Consider the following 18,021-nt stretch of genomic DNA (forward strand, 5'->3'; position numbering starts at 1 on the left):
CTGCACCTCCTGATTTAGCGCCAGCCGATCGGACGATGAATTGGTCGAGTTGGCCGACTGCACCGCCAGTTCACGAATACGCTGCAAGTTGCTGGTGATTTCAGCCAGCGCGCCCTCGGCCGTTTGCGCCCGCGAGATGCCGTCGTTGGCGGTGCGGGCCGCCACGTTCAGGCCTTTGACCTGGGCGTTCATGCGCTCCGAAATCGCCAGGCCAGCAGCGTCGTCCTTGGCGCTGTTGACACGCAGGCCGGAAGACAGGCGCTGCATGGAGGTGGCCAAAGAGCCCGTGGACGCATTCAGGTTGCGTTGGGCATTGAGAGACATCACGTTGGTGTTGATGGTGGTCATAACTAACTCCTAAAAAATTGAACAAATAATCCGGCATTGCTGCCAATCTCAACGCCAGCCAGGGGGCTGGCCGCCATGACCGGAGCTGGGCTGCACTTGTCGGTTCGGCTCTGGGAGCCGGGATGCCAACGGGTCGCTTCGCTTGCCGGACGACGAACCTTTTTAGAAGTCCGTTGCAATCAATTTCGGTTATGGCTCAGGTATCTTGAGAGAAAGTTGAAACCGAGGTGCTCGAAATAAGTGGGCTTGCGCGGTGCAATTCACCGCTTATCCCGGGAATACCGGGCTTGCGAAGGCAAATCGGCCGCTGCACCGCGCCGGTGGGACCGGCTGGACCCTTTGGCAAGGCAATCCACTGGGTGGCCGTGCCCAGCGGCACGCCAGTGGGCGCTGGCCCGCCTCAGGGGCCTGTCCCGGCCCCGTGGCCGGGGCGGGGGAGCTGGTTGGAGGGGAGCAGCCCCGGTGCCCTGGCCCGGGCGGGCGGTGCCGGGATGACACGGCGTGTAGGAAAAAACCTGACAAGACCGATGTGCACCCCTACAGGTCAAACAGCCGTTCGCTGATTCAAGTAATTTTTACCTTCGACACAATCACTCACATCAGGTCAGCAAACGTAAGCAACCCGCTCACACCGACGACCTGGCTCACGAGAAGGAACACACCATGGACAGCGAACAACTTTTGGCCGAAATCCGCGAAGCCAACTTGACCTACCTGATGCTGGCGCAAAACCTCATCCGCCAGGACCGTTCGGAAGCTCTGTTCCGCCTGGGTCTGACCGAAGAGGCAGCCGAGTTGCTGGTGGTGCTCTCGCCAGCGCAGTTGCTCAAGATCGCATCCAGCAACATGTTGCTGTGCCGCTTCCGCGTCGACGACGAATTGGTGTGGAACCTGCTCACGAACCACAACGTGAAGAAGGTGGACAACACCACCACCACCCAGCTGCACGCCAGCATCCTCATGGCCGGCCGTTATGCCGAGGCCATGACCCACTGAATCGCCTCGCGCCGGGCCCCGGCCCGCGCGCACATGGCATTTCTTTTTTGTTTCGTACCAGGAGAGCAGCATGGTTGCCAAAAGCATACTCACCGAATCCCGCGATATCGAGCGCGCTATCTCCTTGATCCAGCTCGGTGCACGGCTGCAGGTACTGGAATACGAAACCAACCTCTCTTACGAGCGCCTGCTGCGCTTGTACAAGGAAGTGGCGGGCAAATCGCCGTCCAAGGGCCAGTTGCCTTTCTCCACCGACTGGTTTCTCACCTGGCAGCCCAACATCCATGCCTCGCTGTTCCTGAACATCTACGAATACCTCTCCAAGACCAGTGCTCTGGAAGAGATCGACACGGTGATCAAGGCCTTCCGTCTCTACAGCGAGCAAATGCAGGCCAGCGCCATCGAGCCGCTGCTGTCGGTCACCCGGGCTTGGCGCATGGTGAAGTTTGTCGACAACGGCATGCTGGCCCTGACCAAGTGTTCGTGCTGCGGAGGCAGTTTCGTGACCGAGCCCTACGAGAACGCCCGCAACTATGTTTGCGGCCTGTGTTCGCCGCCCGCACGTGCCGGCAAGGGCAGCGCCAGCGGCGGCTTGCGCTTGCAGTAGGCCTCCCCCGAAGCGCCTGCGGCGCCTCCCCCCAGGGGGCAACACCTGTGGCCCGGCAGAGCCGGGTCCCCGCACACCGCAGACCACCTCTCCAAAGCTTGAAATGGACCCCGATGCGGGTCCATTTCGCGTTTATAGGCCAGGGCATTCCCCTCTAAAGTTGGCTTATTGACGGGTCTCTATGGCTTGTCCCTCATTGGTCGCGGTTGATCCGCCCGTTTCAAGGTCCAGAACATGTTCGTCATCGTCGGTTTCATCATCTCGATGCTGTGTATCTTCGGCGTGTACATCTTGCACGGCGGCAACATCGCCGTGGTGCTCAAGGCCTTGCCGTTTGAGCTGACCACCATTCTGGGCGCGGCCTTGGGGGCTTTTCTGATCAACAACCAGATGAAAGTGGTGAAGGCCTCGTTCAAAGGCTTGGTCGGTTGCTTCAAAGGCAGCCGCTTCACCAAGGCGCGCTACATGGAGTTGCTGGCTTTGCAATACGAGATTCTGCAAAAGGCCCGCAAGGAAGGCTTGATGGCGATCGAGCAAGATGTGGAGAACCCGGAGCAGTCGCCCCTGTTCAAGAAGTACGCCAACATCTCCAGCGACCACCATCTGGTGGAGTTCATCACCGACTACTTGCGCATGATGGTCTCGGGCAACCTGAATGCGCACGAGATCGAATCCTTGATGGACAGCGAAATCGAAACCCACCACCAGGAAGCCCACGCGCCGGTGGCGGCGATTGCCCGGCTGGCCGGTGGTCTGCCGGCTTTCGGTATCGTTGCCGCCGTGCTGGGTGTGGTCAACACCATGGGCTCGGTGGGTCAACCCCCCGCGATCTTGGGCGCCATGATCGGCTCGGCTCTGGTCGGTACCTTTCTGGGCATTCTCCTGGCCTACGGTGTTTTTGAACCGCTGGGCGGCTTGATGGACCAGAAGATGGAAGAGGGCAGCAAAGAGCTGCTGTGCGTGAAGACCACGCTCTTGGCCAGCATGCAGGGCTACGCGCCCAGCACCGCCATCGAATTCGGCCGAAAGGTCTTGTTTGTCGATGTGCGTCCCAGCTTTGTCGAGCTGGAAGGCCATGTCAAAGGCAAGAAGTAACCGGGAGCAGCAACATGGCAGGCGACGGCAAAAAACTCCAACCCATCATCATCAAGCGCATCAAGAAGAGTGGGCATGCGGCGCACGGCGGTGCCTGGAAGATCGCCTACGCCGACTTCGTGACCGCCATGATGGCTTTCTTTCTGCTCATGTGGCTGCTGGGTTCCACCGCCAAGGGCGAGCTCGATGGCATTGCCAGCTATTTCAATGCGCCGCTCAAGGTGTCGCTCATGGGTGGCAACGGCAGCGGCAACAGCAACAGCATCCTGCCTGGTGGCGGGCGCGACCTGAGCATGGTCAATGGCCAGGTGGATGGCGGCGACAGCGAGCGGGCCGCCAAGCTCATGGGCGCGCAAGTCGCCCGCGCCGAACAAGCGCGCCAGGACGCGGCGCGCATCGAGGCGCTGGATCAAAAAATCCGCGCCTTGATCAACAGCAGCCCCAAACTGTCGGAGTACGGTTCGCAGATCCGGCTGGAGAAAACCGGTGACGGTTTGCACATCCAGATCGTGGACGAGCAGAACCGTCCCATGTTCGATGTGGGCAGCGCGCTGGTGAAACCGTATATGCGCGACATCTTGCGCGAGATCGGTGGTGCACTGGGCGACGTGGAAAACCGCATCGCCCTGGCCGGGCACACCGACGCCATGCCGTATGGCAATGGCCAGCGCGGCTACAGCAACTGGGAGTTGTCGGCGGACCGGGCCAACGCCTCGAGGCGCGAACTGATCTCGGGCGGTTTGCCAGACCAAAAGCTGCTGCGGGTCGAGGGCCTGGCTTCGAGCCGCTTGCTGAACGCGGCCGAGCCCAACGCGGCGGTGAACCGGCGCATCAGCATCGTGGTCATGACGCGCGAGGCCGAGCAACGCATGATGCCCGACTATTCGTCAAATACGTCCGCTACCGGCCCTATTTCAGCGCTTCAGAATCCCGTGGGAATACCGAAAACAATTCCGTAGGCGCGTCATAAAGCGTGTCATTTCACTCAACATGACCCCCATCTACAGGTAGGACTCCATGGCCACCCCGATGAAATTTTTGATCGTCGACGACTTCTCCACCATGCGCCGCATCGTGCGCAACCTGCTGAAGGAGATCGGGCACACAGACGCCGACGAAGCCGAAGACGGGCAGGTCGCGATCAACAAACTGCGCAGTGGCTCCTTCAACTTCGTGGTGACCGACATCAACATGCCCAACATGAACGGCTTTGATTTGCTCACGCAGATCAAACAAGACGAAAAGCTCAAGCACTTGCCGGTGTTGATGGTCACCGCCGAAGCCCGCAAGGAAGACATCGTGGCGGCGGCCCAGGGCGGGGCGGCGGGCTATATCGTCAAGCCTTTCACCAAGGCCACATTGGAGGACAAGCTGGCCAACATCTTCAAGAAAATGGGCCTGTAATGCCTGCCAGGCGCGCCCTGCACCCCATTCCAACAGCCAACAGCCAACAGCGGAGCCGACATGCACGAGACACCCCCTGGTGACCCCCGAACCGACGACGTTTTCAACCGACTGGGCAGCATCACCCGCCAGTTGCACGACGCGCTGGATGAGCTGGGGCACACGCCCAAGCTCAAAGGTTCGGTGCAGGACATGCCCGATGTGCGGTCCCGGTTGGACTTTATCGCGTACCTCACCGGCGATGCGGCCGAGCGGGTGCTGAACCAGGTGGATGAGTTGAAGCGCAAACAGGCCCTGATCGCCGATCGGGCCAAAAAACTGGACGATGCGCTGAACCAGATGCCCGCCGTGGCGGCCCAGAACCCCCATCTGCGCGAATGGGTGCACGACATCGGACACACCAGCGCGGAATGCGACGAGCGCTTGACCGACGTGATGCTGGCGCAGGATTTCCACGATCTGACCGGACAAGTGATCCAGCGCGTGGTGGAGATCGCGGCCAATATTGAAAAGCAGTTGCTGGAGCTGCTGTTGCACGCCGCTCCGCTGGAAGGCATGGCCGGCGACGGCCCACCCACCTTGGCGGGTCCGGTGTTCCAGCCGCAGGGCCGCAACGACGTGGTGACCAACCAGGACCAGGTCGACAGCCTGTTGGCCAAACTGGGTTTCTGAGTACGGGCTCTGACGCCCCGAATAGCGCCGTCGCACGGCGCTTTATCCCGCTTTAGTTTTCCCTGCTGCCTTCCACAATCTGACTCATCCCCCGATGAGCCAGATCCATGGAATCCTCCAGCCAAGACAAGAACCTGCCCGCCACCGCCCAACGCCTGAAAAAGGCGCGGGACGACGGCCAGATTCCGCGCTCCAAAGATCTCTCCAACCTGGCGGTGCTGGGTGGCGGCGCGATGGTCTTGATGGCCTTGCTGCCCTTGGGCTTTTCGCAAATGCTCGAGACCTTGCAGCAACAACTGCATTTTGACCACCAGTCCCTGTTGCAGCCCGGCACCGTGGTGGAGCGCCTGGCCGGTGGTTTCGGCCATGGCCTGATCGTTTACCTGCCGATGGGCCTGCTGGTGCTGGCGGTGGCGCTGGCATCGGCGGTGGCCTCCGGCAGCTGGGCCTTGAGCACCAAACCCATCGTGCCCGACATCACCCGCGTGAGCCCGCTGGCGGGCTTGAAGCGCCTGTTTTCGCGCCAGCAATTGTTCGAGGTCTTCAAACTCTCGGGCATCACCGCCGTGGTCGGTCTGGTGGCGTGGCAGTTCATCTCGGCCCACGTGGAGCTGTTCAGCACCTTGGTGCTGCAACCGCTGGAGGGCGCCTTGGGCCAGCTTGGCGGCTGGTTGAGCCTGGGCGTGGGTTTGCTGCTGCTGGTGGTGGCCTTCTTCGCCGTCATCGACGTGCCGCTGCAGGCCTTTTTGCACGCGGACCGGATGAAGATGTCGCGCGAAGAGGTCAAGCGCGAGCACAAGGAAAGCGAAGGCGACCCCCATGTGAAGCAGCAGCGCCGGCAACGCCAGCGCGAACTCGCCATGGGCAACAGCATCGGTGCCGTGCCGCGCGCCGACCTGGTGGTCATGAACCCCACCCACTACGCGGTGGCGATCCAATACGACGAAGCCACCATGAGCGCGCCGCGTGTGATCGCCAAGGGCGCCGACTTGCTGGCCATGAAGATCCGCGACCTGGCGCGCGAACACAAGATTCCGGTGTTGCAGTCGCCCATGCTGGCGCGCGCCCTGTTTGCCCACGCCGAGATCGACGACGAGATCCCGTCGGCGCTCTACACCGCCGTGGCCCAGGTGCTGGCCTACATCTACCAGCTCAAGGCGTCGATGCGCGGTGAGGGACCCGAGCCCGGTGCCGTGCCCACGCCGCAGGTGCCGCTCGAGCTCGATCCGCACTGGAAGAAGCCGCCCCCGTCCGAGAATGATCTGGAGCCGTCCGCATGAACGCGCAATTGACCCTTTGGCAGACCTGGTTCGGGCGACACGCTGCGCTGGCGCAAGGCCTTGCGGCCCCGCTGCTGGTGATGACCGTGTTGTCCATGATGGTGTTGCCACTGCCGCCCTGGCTGCTCGACACCTTCTTCTCGCTCAACATCGCGCTGGCACTGGTGGTGATGATGGTCTCGGCCTATATGCGCCGGCCGCTGGAGTTCTCGGTCTTCCCGACTGTGCTGTTGCTGACCACCTTGTTGCGCCTCTCGCTCAACGTCGCCTCCACCCGCGTGGTGCTGCTCGAAGGCCACACCGGACCGGGTGCGGCGGGCGCGGTGATCGAGGCCTTTGGCAGTTTCCTGATCGGCGGCAATTTCGCCGTCGGTTTCATCGTGTTTGCGATTCTGGTGGTGATCAACTTTGTGGTGATCACCAAGGGTTCGGAGCGCATCGCCGAAGTCTCGGCCCGCTTCACCCTGGACGCCATGCCCGGCAAGCAGATGGCGATCGATGCCGACCTCAACGCCGGCCTGATCGACGAGAAAGAGGCCAAGCGGCGGCGCGCCGAAGTGGGCGAAGAGTCCGAATTTTTCGGCTCCATGGATGGTGCGTCCAAATTCGTGCGCGGCGACGCCATCGCCGGCATCTTGATTCTGATCATCAACATCATCGGCGGCTTTGCGGTCGGTGTGCTGCAGCACGGTTTGTCGGTGGGTGCGGCGGCCGACAGCTACATCCTGCTGGCGGTGGGCGATGCGCTGGTGGCGCAGATTCCTTCGCTCCTGATTTCGGTGGCCGCCGCCATGGTGGTGTCGCGCGTGGGCAAGGACGAAGACCTGGGCATCCAGATCGTGGACCAGATGTTCCTGTCGCCCCGGGTGCTCGGCATCGTGGCCGGCGTGTTGTTCATGCTGGGTGTTGTGCCCGGCATGCCGCACACGGTGTTCTTGATGTTTTCCGCCGGTTTTGCAGGTCTTTGCTGGTGGCGCCACCACCAGCAAAGCCGCCCGGTTGCAGCACCTGCGGCCGCACCCGAAGTCAGCGATGGCGAAGCCACCTGGGACGACTTGCAACCGGTGGACTTGCTGGGTCTGGAACTGGGCTACCGCCTCATCACCCTGGTGGACAAAGCGCGCCAAAGCGATCTGCTCACGCGCATCAAGGGTGTGCGCAAGAAGTTCGCCCAGGAGGTGGGTTTTCTGCCGCCGGCCGTGCACGTGCGCGACAACCTGGAACTCAGCCCCAGCGCCTACCGCATCACGCTGCGCGGCGTGGTGGTGGGCGAAGGCGAGGTGTTCCCCGGCATGTTCCTGGCGATCAACCCCGGTGGCATCAGCACACCTTTGATCGGCACCCCGACCACCGATCCCGCATTTGGTTTGCCCGCGCACTGGATCGAAGAAAAGCAACGTGAAAACGCGCAGATGGCGGGTTTTACCGTGGTTGATTCCGAGACTGTGCTGGCCACGCATCTTTCACACTTGATGCAAGTCCAGGCGGCCCGTTTACTGAGCCGAACCGAGACCCAGGAACTTGTAGAACACGTCACGCGCCTGGCGCCCAAACTGATCGAGGAAATCGTGCCCAAACTGGTCTCTATCGCCAACTTCCAGAAAGTCTTGCAGCTGCTGCTGGAAGAGTCTGTGCATGTGCGCGATATCCGGACCATTGTGGAATCGCTGGCCGAACACGCCCAGCACGCTACCGACCCGGTCGAACTGGCCCGGCGCGTGCGCATGGCACTGGCTCCGGCCATCGTGCAGCAGATTTACGGCCCGGTGAAAGAGCTCGAAGTGATCGCCATCGAACCCGGCCTGGAGCGCCTGCTGGTGCAAGCCCTCTCGGGTGGTGCCGGTGGCGCGCTCGATCCGGGCGTGGCCGAAATGCTCTCCAAGTCCGCCACCGACATTGCCAACCAACAGGAAGAAAAAGGCGTTCCGGCCTGCCTGTTGGTGCCCGACCTGATCCGCACTTCCATGGCCCGTTTGCTGCGCCGCGCAGCACCCCGCCTGCAGGTGCTGGCGCACAGTGAAATTCCCGACACCCATCTGATCCGCATTGGTCCGATTCTTGGAGAGCTTGCAACATGAACATCCAGCGATTCACCGCCCCCACCTCGCGCGAGGCCATGGCCAAGGCGCGGCGCATTTTTGGCGACAGCGCCGTCATCCTCTCCACCCGCTCGACCGACGACGGATTTGAAGTGATGGCCACCGCCGAAGAGAATCTGACCAGCATGGCCAACGATGCGCAGAGCGCTGCGCACGCCGAAACCCGCCAGAAGGCGCTCGGCGCTCCGGTGCGCTCGGTGCTCGAAACCCGTAGCGCTTCGTCGACCACGGCTTCGGTGCCCGGATCGGTGGAGAGCGACACCGAAACCCTGGCCATGAGCACCTTGTCGTTCCAGGAGTATGTGCGCGAGCGCATGCTGCGCAAGCGCCGCGAATCCAGCTCTGGCGTGCCTGAAGAAGCGCCGCGCCAGACCGTGGCAGCACCGCAGCTGCGCGCGCCGGCCGAACCGCCTCGCGCGCCCGCACCGGAGCCCGTGGTGGTGCCGGTACAGCGCTTCAACCAGATCCCGGTCGCGCCAATCGAGTCCAGTGCGGCCCTGCAGCAACCCGCACCGATCCGCACCCGTGGCGGCGACACCCGCGCATTTGGCCAGGACGACAGCCGCATTTCGGTTGAACTGAACGCGCTCAAAGACATGATCGAGGAGCGCTTCAATACCCTGGCCTGGCTCGGTTCGTCCAAGCAGAACCCGATCCAGTCCAGCATGATGCTCAAGCTGATCCGGGCCGGTTTTTCGCCCGCCATGTCGCGTGCGGTGCTGGAGCGCATTCCCGCCGATTCCGGCGCACCCGAAGCCATGCGCTGGGTGGTGGACGTGATCACGCGCAACCTGAAAGTCGCACCGGCTGGCGAAAGCCTGGTGGACGAAGGTGGCGTGGTCGCCCTGGTGGGTGCCACCGGGGTGGGCAAGACCACCACCGCCGCCAAGATGGCCGCGCATTGCGTGAAGACCTTTGGCGCCGGTAGCGTGGGTCTGATCACGCTGGATACGTACCGCGTCTCGGGCTACGAACAGTTGCGCGCCTATGGCCGCATGCTGGGTGTGGTGGCCCATCTGGCGCAGGACCGTGCGGCGCTCAAGGACATGCTCAACCTGTTGTCGGGCAAGCGCATGGTGGTGATCGACACCGCCGGCCTCGGCCAGCGCGACCAGCGCATCCAGGACATGCTCGATGTGCTGGACATGCCCAAAGTCAAGAAGACCCTGGTGCTCAACGCCGGATCGCAAGGCGACACGCTGGACGATGTGCTCAGCGCTTTCAAGTCCAGCAGCCTGCACGGCGTGGTGCTGTCCAAGGTGGACGAGGCCGTCAAGCTGGGCCCGGCCCTGGACGCGCTGATCCGCCACCAGGTGGTGTTGCGCGGCGTGGCCAACGGCCAGCGCGTGCCCGAGGACTGGCAGCAGGCCGATGGTGCCGCCTTGGTGCGCATGTCCATGGGCACGCAGGGCAAATCGGCCTACGACCCGATCAGCACCGACATGGGTTTTTATTTCGCGCAGGCTTCGCAAAGCCCGATCCACCTGGGAGGCGCTCATGTTTGAGGCGGGTTTTGACCAAGCCGCCGGCTTGCGTGGCCATGCCACGCGTGGTGGTCCGGTGCTCATTCCGGTGGCCAGTCCGGCGCAGCCGGGCCGGGCCTACGAATTGTTGTGCGCCTTGGCGGCACACCTCAGCGACCAGGGCCACGCGGTCGTGATCCTGGACGGTACCGCCACCGAATCGGAGCGGCGCCACAGCCGCGACGGCAGCCACCTGGGCCTGCTGCACGCCTTGCAAGACCCATCGGTGTCTGGGCTGGCACGTCCCGCAGACGACGCCGACTGGCTGGTGATGCCCGCCGCCCTGGGTGTGCAGGCCCTGGCCCAGACGGTGCGGGCCGGTGGTGCTGCGGTGGCGCTGTCTCGCTTGTTGTCGCCTTTTTCGGGTGGCGCGGTGTTGCTGTTGTTTGCGCCGGCACCGGCTTTGGCCGAGCTGCTCGAAGGACTGCCAGCCAGACCGCTGGTGCCTTTGTTGAACCAGCCCCAGGCCACGATAGACGCCTACAGTGCGCTCAAGCACCTGTTCATGGCCGGGCTTGCGCCGGTGCTCATGCACCAGGACATGGGGGGCGCTGTGGCCGAACAGAGCATGCACAAAACGATGGCCACCGTGCAGGACTGCGCCTTGCGCCATCTGGGGCAAACCGTGGAAGCCTGGCCTTGCAGCCGCTGGGGCTCGCGGGTCCTGGAAATCGCCTTGCACCGCGCTCCGGCCTCGGGTGTGCCCCATCCGCACTACGGCGCTGTGCTCCCCGAGCGACGCGCAGCATCTATGCAATGGAGCTGACCATGTACACCGCCAAAGGCACTCTCAACCGGGAAGACCAGTTGACCAAATACAGCCCGCTGGTCAAGCGGCTGGCCCACCACATGATCGCCAAACTGCCTCCCAGTGTGGAGGTGGACGATTTGATCCAGGTCGGCATGATCGGCCTGACCGAAGCCATTGCGCGGTTCGAGCCTTCGCAAGGCGTGCAGTTCGAAACCTTTGCCAGCCAGCGCATCCGTGGCGCCATGATCGACGAGCTGCGTGGCGGCGACTGGATGTCGCGCGGTTCGCGCAAGAGCCAGAAGGACATCGAACAAGCGGTGCACCGCCTGCAGCAAAAGCTGCACCGCGCACCGATCGAATCCGAAATCGCCGCCGAGATGGGCATGAAGCTGGAGGACTACCAGCACCTGCTGGCCAAGGTGCGTGGCACCCAACTGGTCTATCTGGAAGACATCAGCGGCCACGGCGAGGACGAAGACGGATTTCTGGACCGGCACCTGGGCGACAGCGATGCCGAACCCTCCCATGTGCTGGGCGACCAGCGCATGCGCATGGCGCTGGTGGCGGCCATCAAGGTCTTGCCCGAGCGCGAACAACAGATCATGAGCATGTATTACGAGCACGACATGAATCTGAAAGAAATCGCCGCCGTGCTGGGCGTGACCGAGTCGCGCATCTGCCAGCTGCACAGCCAGTCGATCGCGCGCCTGCGCACCAAGCTGCGGGAGCACTGAGGCCAAGCGGGCTCCGCCGACGAGCCGTTGCAGCGGCGCCCAGCTTGTCAGCGCGTAGAGCGTGGCCACTGCTGGCGCGCTACAAAAACCCATTCGAAACACAGAGCGACCGTTACCACTGGCCCTGTGCCGCCGTGGGGGCGTCTGCAAATCCGTCGCGCGCCCAGTCTTGGCCCTTGTTGGGCAAAAAAAGCGTTCCCTCGGTCTTCGGCCAGTTGGTCGGCCGTTCGGTGTGGGGTGGTGATCGGGATTGGGCGGCAGGCCGTCCCGATCGCGCGGCTGTAAAGGCCGGATCGGGCTGCGCAGGTCTTAACGCCGTTCAAACACCGAGCGGGGGTGGGATGCGCCTGGGGCGCGGAGAAGCTGCAGGGCTTCAGGCCGCGAGATAGGCCTGGCCGGCACCGCGCAGCGAGGCCGCGCCGGTGGATCGGCCATAGGTGGCTGGGGTGTGCTGGGGCAGCAGGCTGCTCACGGCGCGCTGGCTCTGGGCGCTGGCGCGCATCACGGCCTGGCGCAGTTGGCCAAAGCGTTGGGCGGCCATCTGCATGTCCAGCCGTTGGCTGGAGCCGGGTTCACCAAAAGCGCTGGTGGGGGGGGCGGCGCGCAGCACGGCTTGCACTTGCGCGCTGGCGGTTTGCACCTGGGTCGGCTCACCATGCAAAAGCGCCGCTTCCAGCGTATCGAGTTCGGTGTGAAGCGAATCGATCCAGGGAAGCGTGCTTTTTGACATGGTGATCTTCCTCAAGCGCGGGCGCTGTTGAGCATTTCGGCGGCGTTGGACAAGAGTTTGTCCGCAATCGCTTCGGCGTTGACCTGGAAGCTGCCCGTGGCAATCGCGTTGCGCATGGCTTCTACCTTGTCGGCGTTGAATACCTCGCCGCCACCGCTGCTGCTGGCCGCCTGGGTGGCCGACGACAGGGTGACGGTCACGCCTTGTTGGGGCGTGGCGGGTCCACCGACCGCAGCGGCGGGCGTGGCTCCGGCCAGCGGGCGCTCGGCGACCTTGTTCGGGCCACCGGCGACCGAGCCGATGTGGGAATCTGACGGTCCATCAATCTTCATGTCACTCTCCAAACCCGGAAATACTGGGTGTTGTGGAAAGACTATCGGCAGTCCTGGAAGCGACTTTAGCCCTATTTCCAGGGCCAAAGGGTTCGATTCCCGGCCTCAGCGCCTGCGCCGGGCCTGTGTGCCGGGGCTTCATAGCGCCAAATCCACGGTCTGGGCGTCGCGCACCAGGCCGGTGACCACTTTGCCGCCGGGCAGGCGGATGCGGGCCGACTGCCCCAGCAAACCGGTGGTGAGCGCCTGACCGGTGACCACGACCTCAAAACCCTGGCCGGAACTGGTGACCCGTACCTGGGAGCCCACCGCAAAGGCCTGGCTGGGGCGCACCATGTTCTCACGCAGCGCCTGCCCCACCAGCAAGGTGTAGGCGGCTTCTTGGCCAACCCACAGATCGGGCGCGGCCAGCACGGTTGCACGCTGCTCGGCCCAATCGATTTCGGCCAGTTCGGCGTCTTCCTGAGTCAGCAGGTCGCCCGCGCGCACCGAGCGCTTGAGCACCCAGGCCGGTCCCCAGACCTTGATCGTGACCGGCAAAAACACATTCCAATGGGTCTCGCCCTCGACGCAACGCAGCCCGACGCGGCTGCGGCCCCAGAGCCGGGTGCCGTAGGGCAGGTGGGGTTCGACCCGGTTGCAGGCGGCCAGACGCAGCCGGGGATCGAGCGTGCCGATCTCGACCTCGGGCCGCAGCGTGCGCGCCTGGTCGGCGGGCAAGGCGGCGGCCAGGTTCGGGTTGATCCATTCGCGCGCGATGCGCTCCAGGGCGGCCGTGCCGTCTGCCAGCGCCGGACGGTGCAACAGCAGCGCCGCCGCCAGCGTGCAGGCCATGCCGAACAGCCGCGCGCTCCAGTGGAGGCCGGCAGACAAGGATCGGATCGGGCGCTTGGACATGAAAACTCCTCGGTATGCGGGCGTGGGCCTAAAGACAAGAGAACAAGGCCTGTCGCCCCGCAACAGCCGGGTTTGTGCACCGGGCTGATGGACTCCACTGTAGAGGGCTGTGGCGCCGGACTAAGCCGGGAAATGCCTTGCAAACCGGCGTTTGTTCGGCGCTTTGTTTGTCCTCAAGATTTCCATAATTCGTTCACGTCCCGGTGACAGGCATGTCCGCCACCGGCCCCCGAACCCAAGTGCAGAGGTGAACATGCTGGAACAGATGACCGCCCGGCTGGATTTTCAGGCCAAAGCCCTGGTGTTGCGTGCGCAGCGCCAGCAGGTGATCGCCAGCAACATCGCCAATGCCGACACACCGGGTTACGTGGCACGGGACTTTGATTTCGCCAAGGCGCTGAAAGCGGCATCGGGTGGCAGCGACGCCTCCACCGTGCGCACCACCAGCGCCGGGCACATGCAACTGGGCAGCAGCGATGCCCGTCGACCCGACATGGCCTACGCCGTGCAGACCCAGCCCAGCCAGGACGGCAACTCGGTGGACCTGGACCGCGAACGCGCCAATTTTGTCGACAACAGCATCCGCTACGAATCCACGCTGCGCTTCATCAATTCGCATGTGAAAACCATGCTCAGCGCGATCACGGGGCAGTAGAGATGACCCCCCGCGCCGCTTTCAGCGTCACCCTCCTGGTAGGGGGGCAACACCTGCAGCCCGGCAGAGCCGGTTCTGCGGTGTTTCTGGCTGCGGGCACTTCGCGCCGGAGAGGGTGCTCGCTCCCGCCGCGCGCTGCGCAACGCCCTCAAAAGGGGCAACACCTGCAGTCCGGCGAAGCCGGTTCCACGGCATTCCCGGTTGGGGCCCCAGCGCTTCTGCCGTCTTGAAAGGCATTTGTCATGTCCATGTTTACGATTTTCAACGTGGCGGGTAGCGCGGTCAGTGCGCAGTCGCAACGTCTCAACGTGGTGGCCAGCAACCTGGCCAACGCCGATGCCGTGGCCGGGCCGGATGGCCAGAGCTACAAGGCGCGCCAGGTGATGTTCCAGACCGTGCCCATGGGTGGTGCGGGCAACGCCGGCGTGAAGGTGCAGAACATCACCGAAAGCCAGGTGCCTGGCCGCAAGGTGCACGACCCCAGCCACCCCAGCGCCGACGCCGAAGGTTATGTGACGCATTCCAACGTGAACCCGGTGGAGGAGATGGTCAACATGATGTCGGCCTCGCGCTCGTACCAGAACAACGTCGAAGTCATGAACACCGCCAAATCCCTGCTGCTCAAGACGCTGCAGATGGGTCAATAACCGAAAGCCAACACCATGCAAGCCATCGATCTCAGCGGCCTCTCCAACACGGTGGGCAGCAGCACCAACACCGCAGCTGGCAACAGCACCGACCCGGCGGCTTCGCAAGACCGCTTCCTCAAGCTGCTGGTGGCGCAGCTCAACAACCAGGATCCGCTCAATCCCATGGACAACGCGCAGATGACGACCCAGATGGCGCAGATCAACACTGTGAGCGGCATCCAGGAACTCAACGCCACGCTCAAGGGCATGTCCGACAAATTCAGCTCCATGCAGACCTTGCAAGGCACCAGCCTGATCGGGCGCGAGGCGCTGGTCGCTGGCAGCACCCTGGGCTTTGACGGTGGCGTAGGCAAAGGCGCTGTGGCGCTGGACGGCCCCGCCGAGCAGGTGTACGTGGACATTCTGGGTGCCACCGGCCAAGTGATCGACACCATCGACATGGGTGCTCTGGGCGCAGGCCAGCACGCCTTTGCCTGGGACTCCGAGGGCTTGGGCGCAGGTGCTGCCACCAGTTTCAAAGTGCGGGCGGCCAATGCGGGAACGCCCGTCACCGCCACACCGCTGACCCGGCTCACCGTGGCCTCGGTTGGTTTCTCGGGTGGCGCCCTGAGCCTGCAACTGCAGGACGGGCGCACGCTCGGCTACGACCAGATCCGCGCCTTCATGTAAGACCCCATCGCTCCCAGCTTCACGTTCAACCTCACAAGGAACACACCATGGCATTCCAACAAGGTCTCTCCGGACTCAACGCCTCCAGCCGCAACCTGGATGTGATCGGCCACAACATCGCCAACGCCAACACGGTGGGCATGAAGGCTTCTCGCGCCGAATTCGCCGAGCAGTACGCCAGCTCCATCAACGCGTCGGGCGGCACCAACTCGGGTATCGGCGTTGCGGTCAATTCCGTGTCGCAAATGTTCACCCAGGGCAACATCACCGTGACCGGCAGCGACCTGGATGTGGCCATCAACGGCAAGGGCTTTTACGAGCTCAGCATGCCCGATGGTTCCATGGCCTACAGCCGCAACGGCCAGTTCAAGCTCGACCGTTCCGGTGACATCGTCTCCAACCTGGGCGGCCAGCTCATGGGCTATCCCACCGACTCCGAAGGCAACCGCCTGAGCTTTGAGACCCAGCCCTTGAACCTGCCCACCGGCGGCCCGATTCCGGCGCGCCAGACCAGCTCCATCGAAGCCGAATTCAACCTCGATGCGCGGGCCGTGATCGGCCCCAGCGCCATTCCCCCCACGCCGATTTCCAAGTACGGCACCTCGGTCATCGCCTACGACCCACAGGGTCTGGAAATTCCGGTGGGCCTGGCGTTCGAGAAAATTGGCAACAACCAGTGGAACGTCTACACCAGCGTGAACGGCAGCGACCCCGCCGCCTCCACGCCCTTCGTGCTGAATTTCACCACCAGTGGCCAGTTGGACCCGAGCTCGGTCATCCCGCCGCTCACGGTCAGCTCGCCCAACGACCCTTCGGTGACGTTCCCCGTCACGCTGGACTTCAACAACGTGACCCAGTTTGGTACCGCCTTTGCCGTGACCAACCTGGCGCAAGACGGTTACCGGCCCGGTGAACTCACCAGCCTCAAGATCAACGACTCGGGCATCGTGACCGCCAGCTACTCCAACGGCCAGACCCGTTCGGCCGGCCAGATCGCCTTGATCGACTTCACCAACACACAAGGTCTTTCGCCCACCGGCGGCGGCAACTGGCAAGCCACTTTCAAGTCGGGCGAGCCGGTGCGCGGTGCGCCGGGCGAAGGCAACTTCGGCAGCTTGCGCGCCGGTGCGCTGGAAGATTCCAACGTGGACCTCACGGCCGAGCTGGTCAACATGATGACCGCCCAGCGTGCCTACCAGGCCAACGCCCAGACCATCAAAACCCAGGACCAGGTCTTGAGCACACTGCTCAACCTGCGCTGAACATGCGCCGCCTCGCCGCACTGCCTCTGGCCCAAACCGCTGCCCGCGCCGGGTCGCGCGGGTCGCTGGGCGCGGTGTGCGGCGTGGCCCGCAAACGCCTCGACCGGAGAACGCCATGGACCGCCTGATTTACACCGCCATGACCGGCGCCAGCGCTTCGGCGCAGCGCCAGCAGGTGCTGGCCAACAACCTGGCCAACGTGTCCACGCCGGGCTTTCGCGCCGAGATGTCCACCTTTCGCGCCGTGCCGGTGCGTGGCGACGGCGCCAGCACACGGGTGTTTGCGCTGGAGGCCACGGCCGGACATTCCGATGCACCCGGCCCGGTCACCCACACCGGGCGCAACCTGGACGTGGCCGCCAAGGGCCGCGCCTACATGGCGGTTCAAGGCCTGGACGGCACCGAGGCCTATACCCGGGCCGGCGCGCTGGAAGTGTCGCCCGACGGCTCCCTGGTCAATTCCCAAGGTCTGCCCCTGTTGTCCGATGGAGGTGCACCTCTGGTGGCCCCGGCCAATGCCCAGATTTCGATCGGCGAAGACGGCACCGTGAGCGCACGGGTGGGCAACCAGCCGCCACAAGGCATTGGCAAGATCAAGCTGGTCACGCCCGACGCCGACAACCGGCTGCAGCGCAGCGAGGACGGCCTGTTCCGTGGACCGTTTGGCGATCCGCTGCCGGCCGATGCCACCGCCCGCGTGCAAGACGGCGCGCTGGAAGGATCGAACGTGAACCCGATGGAGGCCATGGTTGGAATGATCCAGGTCGCCCGCCAGTTCGAAGTGCAAATGCGCATGTTGCAAAACAGCGAGGCCAACGACAAGACGGCCAGTCAGTTGCTCAACATGAATGGATGACGCTCTGCGCCGCCGCGCGTCACCCCCCCCCAGGTGGAGACACCGCTGCATGCGCAGCGGGTGGTATTTCGGCGAGACGGTGTATTTGAAGAGACTGAATCAAGGAGTACGAGATGATCAATTCGCTGTGGATTTCAAAAACCGGCATGCAGGCCCAGCAGACCCAGCTGGATGTGATTTCGAACAACCTGGCCAACGTGTCCACCAACGGCTTCAAGCGCGCCAGTGCCGTGTTCGAAGACCTGATGTACCAGAACCTGCGCCAGGTGGGCGCCAATTCCAGCGAGCAAAGCCAGCTGCCCACCGGCCTGCAAGTGGGTCTGGGCGTGCGCACCGTGGCGACGTCTCGCTCCTTCACCCAGGGCAGTCTGCAGCAGTCGGGCAACCATCTCGATCTCGCCATCAACGGCGGCGGCTTCTTCCAGGTCTCCATGCCCGACGGCACCACCGCCTACTCGCGC

Annotated in this window: 20 protein-coding genes and 1 pseudogene; 17 read left to right on the top strand and 4 right to left on the bottom strand. The window is 63.7% G+C overall.

Features of this window, described 5'->3' with window-relative positions:
• Positions 1–348: pseudogene (locus tag ABYB95_RS03990) on the bottom strand (flagellin); the annotation flags it as partial.
• Positions 349–1,011: 663 nt separating this feature from the next.
• Here ABYB95_RS03990 and flhD point away from each other — a divergent pair.
• The 11 genes from flhD to ABYB95_RS04045 all read left to right on the top strand — a co-directional run bounded on the left by flhD (position 1,012) and on the right by ABYB95_RS04045 (position 11,509).
• Positions 1,012–1,344, top strand: a complete 333-nt coding sequence (gene flhD / locus ABYB95_RS03995; RefSeq protein ID WP_372657151.1) for a flagellar transcriptional regulator FlhD — start codon at positions 1,012–1,014, stop codon at positions 1,342–1,344.
• A 70-nt stretch (positions 1,345–1,414) separates the two neighbouring features.
• A complete protein-coding gene (gene flhC / locus ABYB95_RS04000; RefSeq protein ID WP_372657152.1) occupies positions 1,415–1,951 on the top strand; it encodes a flagellar transcriptional regulator FlhC in 537 nt (178 codons plus the stop codon).
• A gap of 234 nt (positions 1,952–2,185) precedes the next feature.
• On the top strand, positions 2,186–3,046 hold the full coding sequence (gene motA / locus ABYB95_RS04005) for a flagellar motor stator protein MotA (protein ID WP_372657153.1): 861 nt from the start codon (positions 2,186–2,188) through the stop codon (positions 3,044–3,046).
• 14 nt (positions 3,047–3,060) lie between these two features.
• On the top strand, positions 3,061–4,005 hold the full coding sequence (gene motB / locus ABYB95_RS04010; protein WP_372657154.1) for a flagellar motor protein MotB: 945 nt from the start codon (positions 3,061–3,063) through the stop codon (positions 4,003–4,005).
• 58 nt (positions 4,006–4,063) lie between these two features.
• The gene (gene cheY / locus ABYB95_RS04015; protein WP_372657155.1) at positions 4,064–4,450 is read left to right on the top strand and encodes a chemotaxis response regulator CheY; all 387 of its coding nucleotides are present in this window, start codon (positions 4,064–4,066) and stop codon (positions 4,448–4,450) included.
• 60 nt (positions 4,451–4,510) lie between these two features.
• On the top strand, positions 4,511–5,122 hold the full coding sequence (locus ABYB95_RS04020) for a protein phosphatase CheZ (RefSeq protein ID WP_372657156.1): 612 nt from the start codon (positions 4,511–4,513) through the stop codon (positions 5,120–5,122).
• A 107-nt stretch (positions 5,123–5,229) separates the two neighbouring features.
• Positions 5,230–6,402: a flagellar biosynthesis protein FlhB gene (locus ABYB95_RS04025; RefSeq protein WP_372657157.1), complete on the top strand. Its 1,173-nt coding sequence runs from the start codon at positions 5,230–5,232 to the stop codon at positions 6,400–6,402.
• The gene (gene flhA, locus ABYB95_RS04030) at positions 6,399–8,480 is read left to right on the top strand and encodes a flagellar biosynthesis protein FlhA (RefSeq protein WP_372657158.1); all 2,082 of its coding nucleotides are present in this window, start codon (positions 6,399–6,401) and stop codon (positions 8,478–8,480) included. The genes ABYB95_RS04025 and flhA overlap by 4 nt, the downstream gene beginning before the upstream one ends.
• Positions 8,477–10,006, top strand: coding sequence for a flagellar biosynthesis protein FlhF (gene flhF / locus ABYB95_RS04035; RefSeq protein ID WP_372657159.1), 1,530 nt, complete (start codon positions 8,477–8,479; stop codon positions 10,004–10,006). Before flhA ends, flhF begins: the two co-directional genes overlap by 4 nt.
• On the top strand, positions 9,999–10,790 hold the full coding sequence (locus ABYB95_RS04040; RefSeq protein ID WP_372657160.1) for a hypothetical protein: 792 nt from the start codon (positions 9,999–10,001) through the stop codon (positions 10,788–10,790). Before flhF ends, ABYB95_RS04040 begins: the two co-directional genes overlap by 8 nt.
• 2 nt (positions 10,791–10,792) lie before the next feature.
• Positions 10,793–11,509 carry an RNA polymerase sigma factor FliA gene (locus tag ABYB95_RS04045; RefSeq protein ID WP_372657161.1) on the top strand — a complete coding sequence of 239 codons (717 nt, stop codon included), beginning with the start codon at positions 10,793–10,795 and terminating at the stop codon, positions 11,507–11,509.
• Positions 11,510–11,882: 373 nt separating this feature from the next.
• Here the strand turns inward: ABYB95_RS04045 and ABYB95_RS04050 are convergent, their stop codons facing one another.
• From ABYB95_RS04050 to flgA, 3 genes are all read right to left on the bottom strand, one after another.
• Positions 11,883–12,239, bottom strand: a complete 357-nt coding sequence (locus tag ABYB95_RS04050; RefSeq protein WP_372657162.1) for a hypothetical protein — start codon at positions 12,237–12,239, stop codon at positions 11,883–11,885.
• An 11-nt stretch (positions 12,240–12,250) separates the two neighbouring features.
• The gene (gene flgM / locus ABYB95_RS04055; protein ID WP_372657163.1) at positions 12,251–12,571 is read right to left on the bottom strand and encodes a flagellar biosynthesis anti-sigma factor FlgM; all 321 of its coding nucleotides are present in this window, start codon (positions 12,569–12,571) and stop codon (positions 12,251–12,253) included.
• Positions 12,572–12,709: 138 nt separating this feature from the next.
• Positions 12,710–13,468 carry a flagellar basal body P-ring formation chaperone FlgA gene (flgA, locus tag ABYB95_RS04060; protein ID WP_372657165.1) on the bottom strand — a complete coding sequence of 253 codons (759 nt, stop codon included), beginning with the start codon at positions 13,466–13,468 and terminating at the stop codon, positions 12,710–12,712.
• A 253-nt stretch (positions 13,469–13,721) separates the two neighbouring features.
• Between flgA and flgB the strand changes: the two genes are divergently transcribed.
• From flgB to ABYB95_RS04090, 6 genes are all read left to right on the top strand, one after another.
• The gene (gene flgB, locus ABYB95_RS04065) at positions 13,722–14,123 is read left to right on the top strand and encodes a flagellar basal body rod protein FlgB (RefSeq protein ID WP_372657166.1); all 402 of its coding nucleotides are present in this window, start codon (positions 13,722–13,724) and stop codon (positions 14,121–14,123) included.
• Between the two features lie 242 nt (positions 14,124–14,365).
• Positions 14,366–14,770 carry a flagellar basal body rod protein FlgC gene (flgC, locus tag ABYB95_RS04070; RefSeq protein WP_372657167.1) on the top strand — a complete coding sequence of 135 codons (405 nt, stop codon included), beginning with the start codon at positions 14,366–14,368 and terminating at the stop codon, positions 14,768–14,770.
• A 15-nt stretch (positions 14,771–14,785) separates the two neighbouring features.
• Positions 14,786–15,442: a flagellar hook assembly protein FlgD gene (locus tag ABYB95_RS04075; RefSeq protein ID WP_372657168.1), complete on the top strand. Its 657-nt coding sequence runs from the start codon at positions 14,786–14,788 to the stop codon at positions 15,440–15,442.
• 47 nt (positions 15,443–15,489) lie between these two features.
• Positions 15,490–16,704 carry a flagellar hook protein FlgE gene (gene flgE / locus ABYB95_RS04080; RefSeq protein WP_372657169.1) on the top strand — a complete coding sequence of 405 codons (1,215 nt, stop codon included), beginning with the start codon at positions 15,490–15,492 and terminating at the stop codon, positions 16,702–16,704.
• Positions 16,705–16,819: 115 nt separating this feature from the next.
• Positions 16,820–17,560 carry a flagellar basal-body rod protein FlgF gene (gene flgF, locus ABYB95_RS04085; RefSeq protein WP_372657170.1) on the top strand — a complete coding sequence of 247 codons (741 nt, stop codon included), beginning with the start codon at positions 16,820–16,822 and terminating at the stop codon, positions 17,558–17,560.
• 113 nt (positions 17,561–17,673) lie between these two features.
• Positions 17,674–18,021, top strand: a 348-nt coding sequence (locus tag ABYB95_RS04090; protein ID WP_372657171.1) for a flagellar hook-basal body complex protein, incomplete at its 3' end; no start/stop codon positions are given.

It is taken from the genome of Hydrogenophaga sp. (assembly GCF_041633695.1).
In the GTDB taxonomy this organism is placed as follows: domain Bacteria; phylum Pseudomonadota; class Gammaproteobacteria; order Burkholderiales; family Burkholderiaceae_C; genus Hydrogenophaga.